Raw genomic sequence first — 17,871 nt, 5'->3', positions numbered from 1 at the left:
CCTCATGCCTTGCGCGCCTGCGCCCAGTCGGGCTGCCGCTTCTCGACGAAGGCCGAGATCCCCTCGCGCGCCTCCCGCGTGGTGATGGCGGTGCAGATGCAGTCCACCGCCGTGGCCACGGCGCTGTGGTAGTCGGCGTCCTCGACCTTCCACACCACCTGCTTGGTCCGCGCCAGCGCTTCGGGGCTCGCGCGGAGCAGCTCACCCAGCATCTCCTCGAGGAGTGCGTCGATGCCGCCCTTGGGTGCCACGCGGCTGACGAGCCCGATGCGCAGCGCCTCCTCGGCGCGGATATTGCGCGCGGTCAGCAGCAGGTCCATCGCGATCTTGCGCGGCACGCCGCGGATCAGGCTGACCGTGGTCTGGGAAGGCGGGAGCCCGACCTTCACCTCGGGATAGCCGAGCAGCGTGTCTTCCGCGGCAATGGCAAGATCCGACCAGGTGGCGAGCGCCGCCCCGGCGCCGAGCGCATAGCGCTCCAGCACCGAGATGGTCGGCTTGCCGCAGTAGTAGACCGCTTCGTTCAGCTCGCGCAGCACCTGGTAGGTGGCGGCGATCGTCTCGGCATCCGCGCCCTGAAGCTGCAGGAGGTTGTTCAGCTCGCGACCGGCGCAGAAGATGCCGCCGACGCCGCGCAGCACGATGGCGCGGCAGGACGGATCCCGGCCGAGATCGCGCAGCGAGGCGATCAGCGCATCAATCATCGCGTCATTCAGCGCGTTGCGCATCGCCGGGTTGTCGAGCCACAGCGTGACGACGCCGTCGGCGCGGCGCTCCTGCCGAATGGTACCCGTCGTCATACCGCTTCCTCCTTGCGCAGCTCGGCGATCTGCTGCGCCGAGAATCCGAGTTCGTTGAGAATGTCGTCCGTGTGCTCACCGAGATCCGGCGGGCGACGTGCCGTCACGGTCGGGGTGGCCGACATGCACAGCGGCACGCCGCAGAGTTTCAGCACGCCACCGCGGTCGTCGGGCACCTCCATGACCATTTCCATCGCTTCGACCTGCGGATGGGCGAGTGCCTGCGCGATGTCGTAGACGGGGCTGCACGGAATGCGCGCGGCATCCAGCGCCTCGAGCCAGCTCTCGGTGCCACGTGTCAGGAAGATGGGCTCGATCAGTCCGATCAGCTGAGCCCGGTTGCGCACGCGCCCCGCCGTCGTCGCATAGTCCTCATGCGTGGCGAGTTCGGGGACGCCGAGCACCGCGGCCATGCGCTGCCACACGGCGTCATTGGTCGCGCCGGCCAGGATCCAGCCATCGGCGGTGCGAAACGCCTGGTAGGGCACGATGTGCCAGACCGCCGAGCCGGAGCGCTCGGGCACCGCGCCCGCCATGGTGTAGGCGGTGTAGTGGTAGCCAAGCTGAGCCAGCGCGGTCTGCATCAGTGAGACCTCGACGTGCTGCCCTTCGGAGCGACCCATCTGCCGCGCCAGCAGAGCGGCGCAGATCGCCGCGAAGCCGAGCATGCCGGTGCCGAGGTCGATCACCGACGGGCCCAGCCGCGCCGGGCCGCTGTCATGCTCGCCGGTCATCGCCATCATGCCGCTGAAGGCCTGAAGCATGTTGTCGTAGCCCGGGCGGTCGCGGAGCGGACCCTTGCTGCCATAGCCGGTGACCGAGCAATGGATCAGCCGCGGATTCACGCCGATCAGCCGCGCATGGGACAGGCCGAGCCGTTCTGCGGTGGAAGGCGGGAAATTCTCGATCAGGACGTCGGCCTGGCGGACGAGGGCTTCCAGAATCTCCTGCCCGCGCGGGCTCTTGAGATTCAGCGTCATGCCCCGCTTGCCGCGGTTGGCGCTGAAGTAGTTGGCGCCACGGCCATCGACGACCGGCATCCAGCGGCGGTTTTCGTCGCCCTGGCGATCCTCGATCTTGATCACATCCGCGCCGAGGTCGGCCATGAGTTGCGCGCAGGACGGCCCCGCGAGCACGCGGCTGAGGTCAAGGACGCGGATCCCCGCCAATGCGGGCTGCGGCGCCGTCACCGGCACGCTTCCCGGATGGATGAGCGGTTGTTGCCATGCATGCTGCTGCGTCTCCTGCCCATCGCTAGGCTATGTTTTTGATAGATGAAAATATAATTCCAGTGGATAATATATCGACAGGCAGGTAGCTGCACAAGCACACCCGGCGCGCTTGCCGCCCAGGTGCGACCGCGCTACGGGTAAAGTGAAATCGTATTTTCATTCCACGAAAACCTGCGGCGCTACCGCAGAGGGGGAAACCAGATGTTCCGCATCGCGCGCCGCCGCATGCTGACCGGCACACTCGCAATGCTTGCCACCCCGGCGCTCGCCGAAGCCTGGAAGCCCAGCCGCCCGATACGCCTGATCGTTCCCTATGGGCCGGGCGGTGGTGCCGACACCACGGCTCGGCTGCTCGAACGCCCTATGTCGCGCATCCTCGGCCAACCGATCGTGGTAGAGAACCGCGCCGGCGGCGGCAGCACCATCGGCACCGGCGAGGCAGCACGGGCCGCGCCGGACGGCCACACGCTGGTCATCAGCGCCACGCCATATCTGGTGGCCCGCTTCATCGTGCCCGATATGCCGTACGATGACGCGACGCTCGTTCCCGTCAGCCGGGTCATCGTTCTGCCGCAGATCCTGCTGCTGCCGCAGGAACTGGGGGTGGCGAACCTGCCTGCCCTGGTGGAGCATCTGCGTCAGCAGAATGGCGCCGCGTCCTACGGCACCTCAGGGATGGCGACGGCCTCCCATCTCGCCATGCTCGACCTGCTGAAGCGCGCCGGGGTGGAGGCGATCCACGCGCCCTATCGCGGCATCGGGCCCGCGCTGCAGGACCTGCTGGGCAACCGCCTGACCATGGTGATCGCAACCGTCGCCTCGGGCGCACCGCTGGCGCGCGACGGCAAGGCGCGTGCAGTCGGCATGACCTCGGCCAGCCGGATCGGCGTGCTGCCGGACATCCCGACCATTGCCGAGCAGGGCTTCCCCGGCTTCGAGCGCGACGAATGGAACGGCGTCATGCTGCCACCGCGCACGCCCGCGGCCATCGCTGAGCGATACCACGAAGCCATCCGCGAGGCCCTGGCCGATGGCGACGTTCGCGCGCGTCTGGAGGCCATGGGCGCGGTCGCGGAGGGCAGTTCCCCGCGGGACTTTGCGGCCTTCCTGGCGGGTCAGCGCCAGAGCATTCCGGCATTGATCGGCGAAGGCGGCATCAGGATCGAGTGAGACGGGCCGGCCGGCAGCTCCCGGCCGAGCTTCCGTGGACGGGCCCGCGGCTATCGCGGCGTGCCGACAATGGCGGCGGACAGGGTCTGTGCCGCCGCCGCGGTCAGGACCTGGCAATGCTGGAGGTGGCGCTGGTCGCAGCGCTGGATGGGCCCGGTGCAGGCCACGGCCGCGATGACCTGGCCGTCCGGCAGGCGCACCGGTGCCGCCACCGACCAGATGTCCGCACTGGTGTCCCGCATCGCGCTGACCACGCCATTCTCATGCGTGGCAACGAGGTTGGCATCATCCTGGCCGGCCTGCGGATACAGCGACAGGACGGCGGCGCGCTCCGCTGGCGGCAGGTTGGCGAAAAGCAGGCGGCCCGCCGCACCGCGCCAGAGTTCGCCGAGCGGGCCGAGCGTCAGGCTGCGCCGCACCGCCTGACGGCTTTCGGCGTGGTAGAGGCAGAAACGCAACGCGCCGTCGCGGATGACGAGGGCGGAGGTCTCGCCCGTCTCGTCCCGCAGATGGTCCACCAGCGGGCGCCCGCGATTGACGAGGACATTCTGCGCCCCGTAGCTGGCGCCGAGCACCAGGGCCAGCGGCCCGAGGGCGTAGCCCTCGCCGCTGCTGCGGTCGGCGAGGCCCGCGCGTTCGAGATTCCAAAGGATGCGGAAGGCCGTCGAACTGGTCGTCTGCGCGGCGGCTGCAATCTCCGTCAGTTGCAGCGGGCGGGTGGCGCCGGACAGGGCGCGCAGCACCTGCACGGTCCGTGTCAGCACGTCGATCGTGTAGTCGTTGCCCGCGGCCGGGCCGTCACCCGTGCCGCCGGCTGACCTGCGCGGCGATTTCATGGTGTTCTGCCTAGCGCATGACGATGCGGACAGCGAATCCCGCCGGCGGCCGGATGCCTGCCTGCAGGCGGCCCGCCGCCGGCGAGGCAATGCACCGGAGCGCGCATTTCCCCGCCGCGTCCTATTGCGCGCGCAGCCCGGTCCGTTCGACCACGGCGGTCCACTTCCCGATTTCCTCGCGAATGAAGGCATCGAAGGCCGCGGGTGTGGTGCGCCCGCCCGGCAGCGGCAGCGGCAGCGGACCCCCGCCCAGACTAGCAAGGCGCTCCTGCACCGTCGGCTCCTCTAGGGCGGCCTGCATCTCCGCCCCCACCCGGTCGACGATGGCACGTGGCGTGGCGGCGGGGGCGAGAATGCTGAACCAGGCCGTCGCCAACACCTCGGGGAAGCCCGCCTCGACGGTGGTCGGCACGTCGGGCAGCGCCGCGCTGCGCTCCTGCTGCGTGACCGCGAGGCCGCGCAGCAGGCCATCCCGGATGTGCCCCGCCGACGCGGTGATGCCGTCGGCGGCGTAGTCGATGGTGCCGGCGATGAGTTCCTGCACCACCTGCCCGCCGCCGCGGTAGTTGACGGTGGTGACTTCGATGCCCGTCGAGGCGGCGAGCAGCGCGCCCGTCATCTGCACCGAGGAGCCGAGGCCGGTCGTGCCGAAATTGAGCTTGTCGGGATTGGCGCGCGCGAAGGCGACGAGGTCGCCGAGAGTGCGGAATGGCGAGTCGCTGCGCACCACGATCAGGTTCGGCGCTGCCGCGATCAGCCCGACGCCGGTCAGGTCGCTCGGACGATAGGGCAGCCGCGCGCCATAGAGCGGATAGTTGATCGCGGCGTTGCCGACGCTGGCATAGAGCAGCGTGTATCCATCTGGGGCCGAGCGCACGACCGCTTCCGTGCCGATGATGCCGCTGGCGCCGGGGCGGTTGTCGCAGACCACGGGTTGGCCGAGCTTCGCGCCCAGCCGATCGGCCATGAGGCGGGCTGCAAGATCCGAGCTTCCACCGGGTGGGAAGGGAATGATCAACCGGATGGGCCGCGTCGGCCAGTCGTCACGTGCCAAAGCGGGGAGCGGCAGCAGCGCGGCGAGGCCTGCGAGCGCGTGGCGGCGGGAAAGAGTCATTGCACCATTCCTTCCCGAAGGCTGGGAATACCATCGAGGCGATAGACACGGGCCGCCGTCCGCCAGAAGAGATCATCCTTCTCCTGTGCGGATGCGCCGGCGGCGAGGCGCTTGAACGCGTTCCAGAGCACGCCGTAGCCGACGGCGCCCTTGTCGACGGGGAAGTTGCTTTCGAACAGGCAGCGCTGCGCGCCGAACAATTCGATGCAGGTCTGCACGTAGGGCCGCCAGATCTGAGCCCGCTCGGCGGAGGAGGCCGGTCGCTCCTGAGCCTCGAAGCCGAAACCGAGCATGCGCATCGACAGCCCGCCGATCTTCACATGCACGTTCGGGCAGGTGGCGAGGCGCTGCATCGCGCCAGCCCATTCCAGCCGCGCTTCCTCCCTTCGGCCCGCGTAGCGGCCGATGGCGAGGGGTCCACCGATATGGTTCAGCACGATGGCGGTGCCCGGGAAGGCGCGAGCGAGGTCGACGAGGTCGTCGAGTTGCGGGTGCAGCAGCCAGGCATCGAAGCTGAGCCCGAGCGGCGCCAGCTCCGCGAAGCCGGCGCGGAAGACGGGGTCCAGCAGCATGTGCTGCCCCGGCTGATACGCGGGATTCAGCATGGTCGGATCGGGGTCCCAGGCGGCGATGTGACGGATGCCGCGGAACCGGCCACCGCCGGCGCGGATATGCGCCTCGAGCACCGGCCGGACCGCCGCACCCAGCCGCAGATCCGCAAAGCCGACGATGCCGGCGCAGATGTGCGTGGGCCCGTAGCCGCCGCTCTCGCTCATCGCCGCCATGCCGGCGGCAAATTCGGTCTCGCCGACCGGGCGCAATTCCTCCGCGCCCCTGGCACGAAGCATGGCGCGCGCCTGCACATAGACGCTGGCGAGGATATTGTGTCCGCCCTGCGCGATGTCGCGGGCGAAGTCATCCGCGAGGTAGCGCCAGCCCGGCCGGTCCCACAGGTGATGATGCGCGTCGATGATCGGCTGCGCCGGATCGAGCGGTTCCTCCCGCGTCTGCGCGAGCCAGTCCTCGCGCACCGAAAGATAGTGCTGTGCCATGCCGCTCAATCCGCCCGCAGCCCGCCGAGGCGGACGACCTCGGCCCATTTCTCCACTTCGGCCCGGATGAAGGCCGCGCTGTCCGCGGGGCCGCTGATGACCATCCGGCCGCCCTGGTCGGTGAACAGCCGCGCTATCTCCGGGCGGTTCAGGGTGGCGCGGGAGATTTCCCAGAGTTGGTCGATGCGGTCGCTCGGCGTCCCGGCGGGGGCCAGCAGCGCATACCAGTTCTCAACCTCGACGCCGGCGACGCCGGCCTCGGCGACGATCGGCACCTCGGGCATGGCGGCGCTGCGCGCCGGGCTCGTCACCGCGACGGCGCGCGCCTTGCCCTCACGCACATGCGGCAGCAGGACGAGGGGGTCGAGGATGCAGGCATCGACCTCCTCGCCCAGGAAGCCGGCCACGCAGGGTGCCGCGCCGCGATAGGGCACGTGGGTCATGTCAAAGCCGGCGCGTTGCTTCAGCAACTCGCCCGAGAGATGCGGCGCCCCGCCCGGGCCGGATGTTCCGTAGGTCAGCGGCCGCTGGCGCGCGAGGGCGATGAAGCCGGCGAGATCGCGCACCGGCAGCGAAGGTTGAACGACGATGAGCATGGGGATCGCCGATACGATGACGATCGGCGTGAGGTCGCGACGGACATCATAGGGGGTGTTTGGGATCAGGCTCTGGTTGACCGCCACCGCGCCTGTGCTGGCGAAGCTGAGGACGTACCCATCGGGCGGCGCCTTGGCGACGGCATCGACGCCGATGACACCGCCGGCACCACCACGGTTCTCGACCACCACGGGCTGACCGACCGCGCCGGTCAGGGCGCGGGCCAGGATGCGTGCGCCCGCGTCCACCGGACCGCCGGGAGGGAAAGGTACGACGATACGAACGGGGCGGTCGGGGTACGCACGATCGGCCAGTGCCGGCCCGGAGAGGCCGATCAGGCTGCCCGCCAGGAGATTCCGTCGCGATGGCATGGTTTTCCTCCGGCCCATGGGCCTCAAATTTTCACTGAATAACAATTGACTTTCTTCTGATGGAGCATGGCAGCGAGTAGGACTTTCGGCAAGCGCGCCCGCGCAGCGCTTGTTGCTTCCCGGGCGGCCTGTCGCAGCCGAGCCAGCCGCGATGATGACGGCGCGAAGGAAGGACCACCTGCAGCGACAGCCTGGCGCGCCGAGATCGGATGTGACGGGCGTTCCCGGGCGATGAGCGGCGGTGCCGGGGGACCAGGCGGCGCATCGAGCACGCCAGCGCCGCATGGACGACATGCCCCAGGCGACACCGGTTGCCTTGGCCTTCAGGGCGCCACGGAACGTTGATGGATCTCGCGGGCCACGCCCAGAACGCCGCCTGCCTTGGCCGGTTGAATCAGATCGCCGCCGCCAACCAGGGAGCCCGCGACATGATGCGTCGTCTCGTCTTCGGTGCCATTGCAGCACCAGTGCTCTTTCGCCCCGCTTGGTCGCAGGGACAGCCTCCCCAGGGTCGAACCACGGAACCGCCGCGACAGTCCGACGTCCCGCCGTCGCGGGTCCCTCAGCCGACGATGGAAGGGCGTTCCGCTGCCGCCACGGAAGGCCAGCAGGGGGACCAGATGCTCGCCGCGATGGCCATGGCGTTGGCAAGCGCTCAGCTAGGTACGCGGTCCGCTGCGGATGAGGGCGTAAAGCTGTTCGCGCAGCTTGAACTCGAGGAGCAGATGGCGTTCGCGGAGGCCCGGCGCCTTGCAGGCCTTTCCGCGCCCGCGCCGAACATGCTGACGGCTCAGCAGCAACAGAGCCTGGGCGCTTTGCGTGCGCAGAGCGGCGCCGCCTTCGACCGGATGTTCGTATCGGTGCAGACCGAGGGTCACCAGGAGCTTCTTCGCCTGAACCGAGGGACCGCCGAGCGCCCACCCGGACGGGAGGAGGCCATGCTCGCGACGGTCGCCATTCCCGCCATCCGGTCTCACCTCACCATGCTGGCAGGGATGCAGCGCGCGTTGCCGGCGCCGAGCTGATGGAGTTGCTCGGCGGGGTTGGATCCCCCCTTGGTGGGGTGCCTTGCGGCAGGACAAGCGGGGCCCGTCCTCATGGCATCATGGCCGTCGCTAGCCTCGAACAGGCCCGCTGCGTAATGGCACGGGGATGGTTGGCGCGATGCGCCAGGGCGGCCCGCTGATTTCGGACCCCGCGCGCTCCATCGGGCAACTGCATCCCTGACGCCTGCGTTGCTCCGCCTGAAGCAACGTCGGAACGCTATCATGCTCGCGTCGTTTCTCATTGGCCTCGTGGGTGGTCAGCGCGCAATGACCCCTCTGGCAGCGGTCTCCATTGCAGCGGCGCGAGGCGGTCTGCCTGCGGACAACGGCGGTCTGCGCATCATCGGGCACCCGCTTGTGGTCGCGGGTACGGTCGCCCTCGCTACGGCCGAGCTCGGTGGCGACAAGATGAAGTCGGCGCCCGATCGGATCGTGCCAATCGGGCTGGCCGCGCGGTTCATCACATCGGCGATCGCGGGTGCTTCGCTTGCGCCGCGACGGCAGCGCTGGATCGCCGCAGCGCTCGGTGGCGCGACCGCTGTCGTCGCGTCCTATCCGGGATGGCGCGCGCGGATTGCTACCATGCCCCGCTACGGGCAGACGCGCACGGGCCTGATTGAAGATGCGATTGTTGTCGCTAGTGCTGCGGCGATCCTGCGATCATTGGAACGACTGTCCAGGAAGTAGCCGACCGCCGGTGTCGGGCCCTACTGATCAAGAGGGCGGCGGCTCAGGTGTCCCTGATCCGGATAACCTAACCCCCGAGTAGGGCCGTTCGAGATAAGCCGCCGACACGGATGAGCAGGGACGCTGCCGGCGTTGATCAAGCCTTTGGCGGTGGATTGGCACAGCCAGAGCCAGCAGTCCGTCCCTATGGAGGCAACTCGGGCATTGAACGAGGCTGCCACAAAGGATAATGGACTTTCATATGCTATCGAAAATGTAAAATGCCCCTTTTGATGACCGGCGACTATGGCTTCATCGGCTCGACCATGGTGCGCCGGCTACTCTCCACCACCGATGCGGTGGTGGTGAACGTGCACCGCGAGACCCACGTCGCCAGCCCCGAGAGCCTCGGCCCCTGGCTGCGCGACCCGCGCCATGTCCATTTGAAGGCCGACATCTGCGACGTCGCGGCGATGCGCCAGGTCGTGGCGACCCACCGGCCGTCGCGCCCGCGCACGCAGGCAATCGCGAGTGCGGACTACCCCAGCAAGGCCACACGACCCGCAGATGAACGGCTCGACACGACCGGGCTCCGCGACACCTTCGGCGTCGCCCTCCCCCACCTGGGAAGCCGGGTTGGCGCGCGTCCTTAAGGCGCTGCACGCAGTATGAAGCAGGACGTCCCATCCATAGAGGCTGGCGCCCCATCAGACGGGGCGGAAATGCCATCGCCTTCGCAGAAAGGGCCCTATCGCGCCGGCTTGCGGCATTCTGCTTCGTCAGGCATCGCTGCTACGGACGCGGCGGCGACATTCGCCATCGCTGTGACCCGGCAATTGGCATTGGCTATGGCCGAGCTGGTTGCCGTGCGCGCCGAGCGTGTTTCCGCAGACCGGAATCCTAGGGCCGTTAGCAACACTACGATCTCGCGTCGTTCAGCACCCTTGCGTCGGCTGATCGATTGGTTGTCGAAGATCCGGCGCGCTTCGCGCCTGTCGCGTCAGCGCCCGCGCGCGGCGCCCCCGGCAGCAGAAGCTGCATCGCAGCCCAGGGACTTGAGTTCGCTGAAGGGAATGTTCCGCGACCAATGCAGGCGCGAGCTGGATGAATTCCTGGCATCAGGCGACCGACTATCCCTGCCGGCAGCAAAAGAACCGCGCGTCAGCATAGTGATCGTGCTGTTCAACCAGGCCGAACTGACCTTGCACTGCTTGCGTTCCCTGGCGCTGGAGGCCGGCCTCGAAGCCGAGGTCGTCATCGTTGACAACAACTCGACAGATCGGACCGGCGCGCTGCTCGACAGGCTCGACGGTGCGCGCGTGATCCGCGCGCCGGAGAACCTGCATTTCCTGCGCGGCGTGAACCGCGCTGCGCAGGATGCGCGCGGTACGTACCTGCTGCTCCTGAACAACGACACGCGCGTCGAGCCCGGGGCAATTGCCGCCGCGGCTGCGCGGCTCGACGCCGAGCCGAGCCTCGGGGCGGTTGGCGGCCCTATCGTAATGCTGGACGGCACCCTGCAGGAAGCCGGATGCATCATCTGGAATGACGGGCATACCCAAGGGTACGGGCGGGGTCGCCACCCTGGCGATTGGGAATTCAAGTTCCGGCGCGACGTCGACTACTGTTCCGGCGCGTTCCTGATGGTGCGGCGCGATCTGTTCGAACGCCTGGGCGGCCTGGATACCACCTATGCGCCCGCCTACTTCGAGGAGACCGATTTATGCATGCGGATCCGCGAAGTCGGGTTTCGCGTCGGCTACGAACCCGCAGCCGGTATCGTCCACTTCGAATACGGCTCTGCGACAACCTCCGACGGAGCAAGGAAGCTCTATACGCGCAACCACAAACGCTTCGTTGTGCGCCACGCGGCGGCGCTTGCGAGTAGCCATCACGCGCCGGGGACGTCCGCGCTCATCGCCAGCATGAGAGATCGCTCGGCGGGCCGCGTCCTGATTATCGCCACTGGTGGCCGAAGCGTACTCACCGCGGCATGCCGCACCATTGGCCAATGGGTGGCCAAAGCGATGCTGGATGCGGGGTTCGCCGTGACCTACTGCGCGTCAAGCAAGACCCAGGAAGATCCGGCGGGCGCCGACCTCGGGATGCCGGAGAACGTCGAGCGCGCCATCGTTCAGGACCTGGACGGGAGCTTGGAACTGCTGCGGCGGCGCCGCGGTTACTACAACACCGTCGTGCTCCTCGGTCCCGAGCGCGATGATCTGCCGATGGAGACCAGGGAGGCGTTGGAGAGCGCGCTTGCAGGGGCATTCCTGATTAATCTGCCGTGCCGGCCCGAAGGTGCGGCGTGATACCGCCAACCCTCGCCTCACGTCGTCGGACGATGCCGACCCCTACAACCCTATCCCGATGACGCCCACGCCAACGAGAGCTCAGCGCGCAGCGTCGTGCAACCGGATGGTCGGGAAAGCAGCCGACATGAACGCGGTAGAATGCAAGCAGGACTTGATCGATCATCATTGCGAAAGCAAGTTGATATGATCACTCGTGAAGACGTTGTGGCGATATATGGAGCGATCCTTGGCCGGGAGCCGGAGAGTGAGGTGACGGTCGCGGCGGCGCGGGAAGCGGCGTCGGCGACTGCGCTGGGGCAGCGGTTGCTGGAGAGCGAGGAGTTTCGCGCACGCATGGCCGTGGACGTGTTCGCGCGCAGCAAGTGGGTCTGCGCAGAGATCCGCGACGGCCTGAAGCTCTGGCTTGACCTCGCCGATCACGGTGTCTCGCTGGGGTGCCTGCGCGGGGCGTGGGAACCGGCCGAGACGGATTTCATCCTGACCGTGCTCGAACCCGGCGACGGCTTCATCGATGTCGGGGCGAATATCGGGTGGTTCTCGATCCTTGCGGCGCAGGCGGTGGGGCCCCAGGGCCGGGTTCATGCCTTCGAGCCACGGGCGGACCTTTCCCGCCGCTTGCGTCAGTCCGTTGCCGACAATGGCTTCGACGAGCGCTGCCGCATCGAGGCGATCGCGCTTGGCGCCGAGGAAGGGGCGATCGAGTTGGCCTGGGCGCCGGATGAACGCAATCCCGGCCACAGCTTCCTCGTCCCCGGCGCCATGCCGGAGGGCGCGGTTTCGCTGGGTCGGGTGCCGGTTCGACCGCTGGATGCGCTTGGCATCGAGGGTCCGGTGCGGCTGATCAAGATCGACGTGGAAGGGGCCGAACCGCTGGTGCTGCGGGGCGCGCAGGCGCTGATTGCCCGCGATCGGCCGGTCCTGCTGGTCGAGGTCTTCCCCCATTGGCTGAGCCGGGTCAGTGGCACCACCGCCGAGGCGCTGCTGACCCAACTGCGAGAGTGGGGCTATCGCCTCTTCCATCTCGGTGAGAGCGGGATCGGGCGCGAATTGCACGCCGGCGATGACGGCACCGAACCCGGCGGTCCCGATTACTTCAATCTGGTCGCGCTGAGCGCGGCGGATTGCCGCCGCTACCTCTCGCTGCGCCTCGACCAGCGGGTGAGCGGGTTGGAGGAGCGATTGCGCCGCGAGATGGAGGCCCATGGCGCGGCCAGGGCCGAGGCCGCGGCGCTGCGCTCGGAAAGCGCGGCCGCCATCGCGCAGGCCGATGGCAAGACGGCGGCGCTGCACGCGGAAAACGCGGCCGCCATCGCGCAGGCCGATGACAAGGCGGCGGCGCTGCATGCGGAAAACGCGGCCGCCATCGCGCAGGCCCAGGCCGAGGCCGCGACGCTGCGCGCGGAAATCACCGCGGCCGGCGCCCGGGCCGAGGCCCGCGCCGCCGCCGAACGTGGCGCGCGGTCGGAACTTCAGTCCAGTCAGGACCGCCTGCGGGCTATCGAGAACAGCACACTCTGGCGCGCTACCAACCCGATCCGCCGCATCGGGCAGCGCCTGCCCACCAGCCTGCGCCGCGCCGTGGGTCGCAGCGCCAAGCTGCTCTGGTGGACCATCTCCCTGCAACTCCCGCACCGCCTGCGCCTGTACCGCGATGCAACGGCCCACCACGCGACCGGCCAGGGTGCCGCGGTCCAGCCGAACGCCGGCAAAACCGACGCCTTCTCCCCCTCGTCAGGGCACAAGCCGCCAACAACTCGAGCGGAGCAGCGCATCGCCATCATCTCTCATGACGCCCGCTTTCACGGCGCTCCATTGCTGGTGCTGCACATCGCCGAGGAAGTGGTCCGACAGGGCGAATGTGAGGTCGAGATCATTCTCGGCGATGGCGGCGAGCTCCGGGACGCGATGGCGGCGGTAGCGCACACCCGACTCGTTCCCTTCGCCGACCGACAGGCCTGGGAGGCCACGGCCCGGGACCTGGCCGGTAGCGGGGTCTCGACCGTCATCTGCAATACGACGGTCTCCGGCCAGATCATCCCTGCCCTTGCCGCGGCAGGGCTGCGAAGCATCTGCCTAGTCCATGAGATGCCTGGCATCATCCGCGAGTACGGGCTGGAGGCCGCTGCGAGAACCGTCGCAGCTGAAGCCGATGTCGTGGTCTTTCCGAATGATGCGGTGCGCGCTGCCTTCATCGGAACATTCGGAGATACGAGGCATCGATGGCTGGTTCGGCCGCAGGGGCTATACCGCCCGTCGCTGCCTCCGGATCAGCGCGAGGCGGCGCGCGTGCGCATTCGCAGTGCTTTGGGTGTGGGGCCGGACACGATCCTGATCCTTGGCCTCGGCTTCGGGGATCGCCGCAAGGGCCTGGACCTATGGCCAGCCATCGCGTCGGCCCTGCGCGCAGAGGGGCATGCGGCGCGCTTCGCCTGGGTCGGTGCCATTGAACCGGGAGTGGAGGCCGGACTGCGCGCCGCGATTGAGGCGCAACACCTCCAGGATGTCATCCTGTTGCCGGGGAAGACGGAGACGCCGCAGGAGTTCCTCTCCGCCGCCGACATCTTCCTGCTTTCCTCGCGCGAGGATCCCTTTCCGAGCTCGGCGCTTGAAGCCGCCGCGCATGGGCTTCCTGTCATCTGCTTCGATCGGAGCGGCGGGATGCCCGAGCTTGCCCGCGAGACGGGCTTGCTCCCCCCGGCGTTCGAAGATGCCGAAGCGATGGGCCAGGCGATCGGCGCGCTGATCCGCGATCCGGTGCTCAGGGCGCACGCAGGCCAGGCGGGCGAGCGGATCGTCGCGGACAGGCTGAGCTTTCCTGCCTATGTGCGGGACCTTGCCACCCTGGCTCTGCCGCCCAACCGCGTGACGGCCGTCGTTCCGAACTACAACTATGCGAGATACCTGCCGGAGCGTGTGCGTTCCATCTGGGCGCAAAGCCATCAGGTATCGGAACTCATCGTGCTTGACGATGCCTCATCGGACGACAGCCTGGCTGTTCTCGAGACCTTGCGCGCGTCGTCGCCCGTACCGATGCGGATCGTGCCGAATGCGCAGAACTCTGGAAGCGTGTCTCGGCAATGGGCTCGGGGCGTCGAATTGGCGCGGTATCCGCTGGTCTGGATTGCCGAGGCCGACGATCTTTCGGAACCGGCCTTTCTCAATTCCCTCATTCCGGAATTCGCCAATCCAGCCGTCGTGATGGCCTATACGCAGTCGAAGCAGATCGACGAGCACGGCGCGGTCATCGCGCCGGACTATGTCGCCTATACGAGCGATGTGGATCCTGCGCTCTGGACCTCCGACTACCGGCGCCCGGGCAGCGAGGAGATCCGACACTGCCTCAGCGTGAAGAACACTATTCTCAATGTGAGCGCCGTGGTGATGCGGCGCGATGCCGCGCTACCTGTCCTGTCCGAAACCATCGAGGCCATGGTCTCCCTGCGCAACGCGGCGGACTGGCTGTTCTATATCCGCATGCTGGAACGCGGGGACATTGCCTTCAAGGCGGCGGCGCTGAACCATCACCGGCGGCATGCGCGGGGCCTTACGATCACCTCGGGGCATACCCGTCATCTGGAGGAGATCGCCCAGGTCCAGGCTCTGGCCGCGCGCGTTTCCAGCCCCGATGCGGAACGCCGTCAGGCTGCGCGAGCCTTCCTCGAATACGCGGCCGGTGTCTTCGGGCTGGAGCGGGCGGAGGCGGCGCGCTGCATCGAACTGGCCAGGACGCTGGAGAGCGCGAACGCGCTGCCGTTGCAACCTCCGCTGCACCCCGGCACGGGCGCTGGCCCTATGGCTCGAGCTTCAACACCAGGAACTCCCGCCAGCGACGCGGACAGTTCAGGATCCCAGCATGATCACTCGTGAAGACGTTGTGGCGATATATGGAGCGATCCTTGGCCGGGAGCCGGAGAGTGAGGTGACGGTCGCGGCGGCGCGGGAAGCGGCGTCGGCGACTGCGCTGGGGCAGCGGTTGCTGGAGAGCGAGGAGTTTCGCGCACGCATGGCCGTGGACGTGTTCGCGCGCAGCAAGTGGGTCTGCGCAGAGATCCGCGACGGCCTGAAGCTCTGGCTTGACCTCGCCGATCACGGTGTCTCGCTGGGGTGCCTGCGCGGGGCGTGGGAACCGGCCGAGACGGATTTCATCCTGACCGTGCTCGAACCCGGCGACGGCTTCATCGATGTCGGGGCGAATATCGGGTGGTTCTCGATCCTTGCGGCGCAGGCGGTGGGGCCCCAGGGCCGGGTTCATGCCTTCGAGCCACGGGCGGACCTTTCCCGCCGCTTGCGTCAGTCCGTTGCCGACAATGGCTTCGACGAGCGCTGCCGCATCGAGGCGATCGCGCTTGGCGCCGAGGAAGGGGCGATCGAGTTGGCCTGGGCGCCGGATGAACGCAATCCCGGCCACAGCTTCCTCGTCCCCGGCGCCATGCCGGAGGGCGCGGTTTCGCTGGGTCGGGTGCCGGTTCGACCGCTGGATGCGCTTGGCATCGAGGGTCCGGTGCGGCTGATCAAGATCGACGTGGAAGGGGCCGAACCGCTGGTGCTGCGGGGCGCGCAGGCGCTGATTGCCCGCGATCGGCCGGTCCTGCTGGTCGAGGTCTTCCCCCATTGGCTGAGCCGGGTCAGTGGCACCACCGCCGAGGCGCTGCTGACCCAACTGCGAGAGTGGGGCTATCGCCTCTTCCATCTCGGTGAGAGCGGGATCGGGCGCGAATTGCACGCCGGCGATGACGGCACCGAACCCGGCGGTCCCGATTACTTCAATCTGGTCGCGCTGAGCGCGGCGGATTGCCGCCGCTACCTCTCGCTGCGCCTCGACCAGCGGGTGAGCGGGTTGGAGGAGCGATTGCGCCGCGAGATGGAGGCCCATGGCGCGGCCAGGGCCGAGGCCGCGGCGCTGCGCTCGGAAAGCGCGGCCGCCATCGCGCAGGCCGATGGCAAGACGGCGGCGCTGCACGCGGAAAACGCGGCCGCCATCGCGCAGGCCGATGACAAGGCGGCGGCGCTGCATGCGGAAAACGCGGCCGCCATCGCGCAGGCCCAGGCCGAGGCCGCGACGCTGCGCGCGGAAATCACCGCGGCCGTCGCCCGGGCCGAGGCCCGCGCCGCCGCCGAACGTGGTGCGCGGTCGGAACTTCAGTCCAGTCAGGACCGCCTGCGGGCTATCGAGAACAGCACACTCTGGCGCGCTACCAACCCGATCCGCCGCATCGGGCAGCGCCTGCCCACCAGCCTGCGCCGCGCCGTGGGTCGCAGCGCCAAGCTGCTCTGGTGGACCATCTCCCTGCAACTCCCGCACCGCCTGCGTCTGTACCGCGATGCAACGGCCAACCACGCGACCGGCCAGGGTGCCGCGGTCCGGCCGAACGCCGGCAAAACCAAGGCCTTCTCCCCCTCGTCAGGTCACAAGCCGCCACTGCTGCCGGTCGCACCTACAGGCTGGCGGCCTACCTTCGTGGAACCGGTTGTCGTCAAGGATGGCGGGCGGGCCTGTCTGCCGCCCCCTGCCAAACCGCGTGCCCTTATCATCGACAGTCGCTGGCCCAGGCCGGATCGCGATTCGGGATCGGTCGACGCCGTGCTCCAGGCCCGCACGCTGCGCGAATTCGGCTATGAGGTCGTGTTCGTGGGGGATCATTCTTTCCGTGAGTCGTCTTCCTATCGCGACAGCCTGGAAGCAGAAGGCATCATCTGCCTGACGCCGCGACTCACACCCTCGATCCAGGCCTTCCTTCGCAGCGACGGTGAGACGCTGACGCTGTGCATCCTTTCGCGCGTCTATCACGGTGGCCGCTATCTCGAAGCCGTCCGCCGGCATGCGCCGCGCGCAAAGGTCGTCTTCAACACGGTCGATCTGCACCATATGCGAGAGGACCGAGAAGCGCGGCTGACCGGCAACCTGGAGGAAATGCGCCTTTCGGAGACGACCCGGGAGCGAGAATACTATCTGACGCGCCAAGCCGACGCGACGATTGTCGTCTCCTCCGCCGAACGCGCCGTGCTGTTGCGCGACGTGCCCGGTTCGGCGGTGTTCGAAATGCCGCTCGCGCGCCCAGTCCGCCCGGCGGCGGCCATCCCCGGCTTCGCAGGCCGCAGCGGCTTGGGTTTCGTCGGTGGCTTCGAACATACGCCGAACGTCGATGCAGTGCGGTATCTGCTTGACGAAATCTGGCCACACGTGGCGCAGCGTCTACCGCACGCGACGATGTCGATTGTCGGGGCGGACCTGCCGGAGGATCTACGGTCGCAGATGCCACCCGGCGTCCGCTATCTCGGCCCCCTGCCCGATCTCGAGCCCTGGTTCGACGGCCTGCGCCTGACGGTCGCACCTCTGCGTTACGGCGCGGGTGCCAAGGGCAAGGTGGCATCAAGCCTCGCCGCCGGCACCCCCTGCGTGGCCACGCCGATGGCGGCGGAGGGAATGCACCTACAGGACGGCCGCGACGTTGCCATCGCGGACACGCCGGAATCCTTCGCCGCGCGGATCTGCGACCTGCACGAAGATCCGACGCTGTGGGCCAGACTCTCCGCCGGCGGCCATGCGCAGGCGCAGGCAAAATTCTCGGTCGACGCAGGCGCGCGTCGGCTGGCCGAGATGCTTCACGCGCTGGGCCTCCCGGCCACCAAATGATCGAAGATGGATGTCTTCATGATGAGAGAGCCAGCAGG

The 17,871-nt window shown here is 68.3% G+C and carries 13 protein-coding genes; 7 read left to right on the top strand and 6 right to left on the bottom strand.

What is annotated here, in order from left to right:
• Window positions 1-2: 2 nt before the first annotated feature.
• Both GXW78_RS14415 and GXW78_RS14410 read right to left on the bottom strand, forming a co-directional pair.
• Entirely contained in the window at window positions 3-800 is a 798-nt protein-coding gene (locus tag GXW78_RS14415) for an enoyl-CoA hydratase/isomerase family protein (RefSeq protein ID WP_211869519.1), read from the bottom strand.
• On the bottom strand, window positions 797-1,990 hold the full coding sequence (locus tag GXW78_RS14410) for a CaiB/BaiF CoA transferase family protein (RefSeq protein ID WP_211869518.1): 1,194 nt from the start codon (window positions 1,988-1,990) through the stop codon (window positions 797-799). The genes GXW78_RS14415 and GXW78_RS14410 overlap by 4 nt, the downstream gene beginning before the upstream one ends.
• Before the next feature lie 243 nt (window positions 1,991-2,233).
• Between GXW78_RS14410 and GXW78_RS14405 the strand changes: the two genes are divergently transcribed.
• Entirely contained in the window at window positions 2,234-3,202 is a 969-nt protein-coding gene (locus tag GXW78_RS14405) for a Bug family tripartite tricarboxylate transporter substrate binding protein (RefSeq protein WP_211869517.1), read from the top strand.
• A 50-nt stretch (window positions 3,203-3,252) separates the two neighbouring features.
• Here the strand turns inward: GXW78_RS14405 and GXW78_RS14400 are convergent, their stop codons facing one another.
• The 4 genes from GXW78_RS14400 to GXW78_RS14385 form a co-directional block, all read right to left on the bottom strand.
• Window positions 3,253-4,038: an IclR family transcriptional regulator gene (locus GXW78_RS14400; RefSeq protein ID WP_211869516.1), complete on the bottom strand. Its 786-nt coding sequence runs from the start codon at window positions 4,036-4,038 to the stop codon at window positions 3,253-3,255.
• 121 nt (window positions 4,039-4,159) lie between these two features.
• Window positions 4,160-5,152, bottom strand: a complete 993-nt coding sequence (locus tag GXW78_RS14395; protein WP_211869515.1) for a Bug family tripartite tricarboxylate transporter substrate binding protein — start codon at window positions 5,150-5,152, stop codon at window positions 4,160-4,162.
• Window positions 5,149-6,204, bottom strand: a complete 1,056-nt coding sequence (locus GXW78_RS14390) for an amidohydrolase family protein (RefSeq protein ID WP_211869514.1) — start codon at window positions 6,202-6,204, stop codon at window positions 5,149-5,151. The genes GXW78_RS14395 and GXW78_RS14390 overlap by 4 nt, the downstream gene beginning before the upstream one ends.
• Before the next feature lie 5 nt (window positions 6,205-6,209).
• A complete protein-coding gene (locus GXW78_RS14385) occupies window positions 6,210-7,172 on the bottom strand; it encodes a Bug family tripartite tricarboxylate transporter substrate binding protein (protein WP_246522199.1) in 963 nt (320 codons plus the stop codon).
• A 344-nt stretch (window positions 7,173-7,516) separates the two neighbouring features.
• On the opposite strand from GXW78_RS14385, the gene GXW78_RS14380 reads away from it, so the two are divergent.
• The 6 genes from GXW78_RS14380 to GXW78_RS14355 all read left to right on the top strand — a co-directional run bounded on the left by GXW78_RS14380 (window position 7,517) and on the right by GXW78_RS14355 (window position 17,833).
• Complete coding sequence (locus GXW78_RS14380) at window positions 7,517-8,197, top strand: DUF4142 domain-containing protein (protein WP_211869513.1); 681 nt, start codon at window positions 7,517-7,519, stop codon at window positions 8,195-8,197.
• Window positions 8,198-8,407: 210 nt separating this feature from the next.
• Entirely contained in the window at window positions 8,408-8,905 is a 498-nt protein-coding gene (locus GXW78_RS14375; protein WP_211869512.1) for a DUF4126 family protein, read from the top strand.
• Window positions 8,906-9,177: 272 nt separating this feature from the next.
• Window positions 9,178-9,537: an NAD-dependent epimerase/dehydratase family protein gene (locus tag GXW78_RS14370; protein ID WP_211869511.1), complete on the top strand. Its 360-nt coding sequence runs from the start codon at window positions 9,178-9,180 to the stop codon at window positions 9,535-9,537.
• A 15-nt stretch (window positions 9,538-9,552) separates the two neighbouring features.
• A complete protein-coding gene (locus GXW78_RS14365) occupies window positions 9,553-11,196 on the top strand; it encodes a glycosyltransferase family 2 protein (protein WP_211869510.1) in 1,644 nt (547 codons plus the stop codon).
• A gap of 186 nt (window positions 11,197-11,382) precedes the next feature.
• On the top strand, window positions 11,383-15,066 hold the full coding sequence (locus GXW78_RS14360; protein ID WP_211869509.1) for an FkbM family methyltransferase: 3,684 nt from the start codon (window positions 11,383-11,385) through the stop codon (window positions 15,064-15,066).
• Window positions 15,053-17,833, top strand: coding sequence for an FkbM family methyltransferase (locus GXW78_RS14355; RefSeq protein WP_211869508.1), 2,781 nt, complete (start codon window positions 15,053-15,055; stop codon window positions 17,831-17,833). Before GXW78_RS14360 ends, GXW78_RS14355 begins: the two co-directional genes overlap by 14 nt.
• Window positions 17,834-17,871 lie beyond the last annotated feature (38 nt).

The sequence above is a fragment of the Neoroseomonas terrae genome, from assembly GCF_018129025.1.
GTDB lineage: Bacteria > Pseudomonadota > Alphaproteobacteria > Acetobacterales > Acetobacteraceae > Neoroseomonas > Neoroseomonas terrae.
This window is presented reverse-complemented; position numbering and strand designations above follow the sequence as displayed.

Bases quoted from the DNA above. Each gene is read 5' to 3' on its own strand.
- GXW78_RS14395 (WP_211869515.1), bottom strand. From the start codon at position 5,152: ATGACTCTTTCCCGCCGCCACGCGCTCGCAGGCCTCGCCGCGCTGCTG.
- GXW78_RS14390 (WP_211869514.1), bottom strand. From the start codon at position 6,204: ATGGCACAGCACTATCTTTCGGTGCGCGAGGACTGGCTCGCGCAGACG.
- GXW78_RS14360 (WP_211869509.1), top strand. From the start codon at position 11,383: ATGATCACTCGTGAAGACGTTGTGGCGATATATGGAGCGATCCTTGGC.
- GXW78_RS14365 (WP_211869510.1), top strand. From the start codon at position 9,553: ATGAAGCAGGACGTCCCATCCATAGAGGCTGGCGCCCCATCAGACGGG.
- GXW78_RS14415 (WP_211869519.1), bottom strand. From the start codon at position 800: ATGACGACGGGTACCATTCGGCAGGAGCGCCGCGCCGACGGCGTCGTC.
- GXW78_RS14405 (WP_211869517.1), top strand. From the start codon at position 2,234: ATGTTCCGCATCGCGCGCCGCCGCATGCTGACCGGCACACTCGCAATG.
- GXW78_RS14355 (WP_211869508.1), top strand. From the start codon at position 15,053: ATGATCACTCGTGAAGACGTTGTGGCGATATATGGAGCGATCCTTGGC.
- GXW78_RS14380 (WP_211869513.1), top strand. From the start codon at position 7,517: ATGGATCTCGCGGGCCACGCCCAGAACGCCGCCTGCCTTGGCCGGTTG.
- GXW78_RS14385 (WP_246522199.1), bottom strand. From the start codon at position 7,172: ATGCCATCGCGACGGAATCTCCTGGCGGGCAGCCTGATCGGCCTCTCC.
- GXW78_RS14400 (WP_211869516.1), bottom strand. From the start codon at position 4,038: ATGAAATCGCCGCGCAGGTCAGCCGGCGGCACGGGTGACGGCCCGGCC.
- GXW78_RS14370 (WP_211869511.1), top strand. From the start codon at position 9,178: ATGACCGGCGACTATGGCTTCATCGGCTCGACCATGGTGCGCCGGCTA.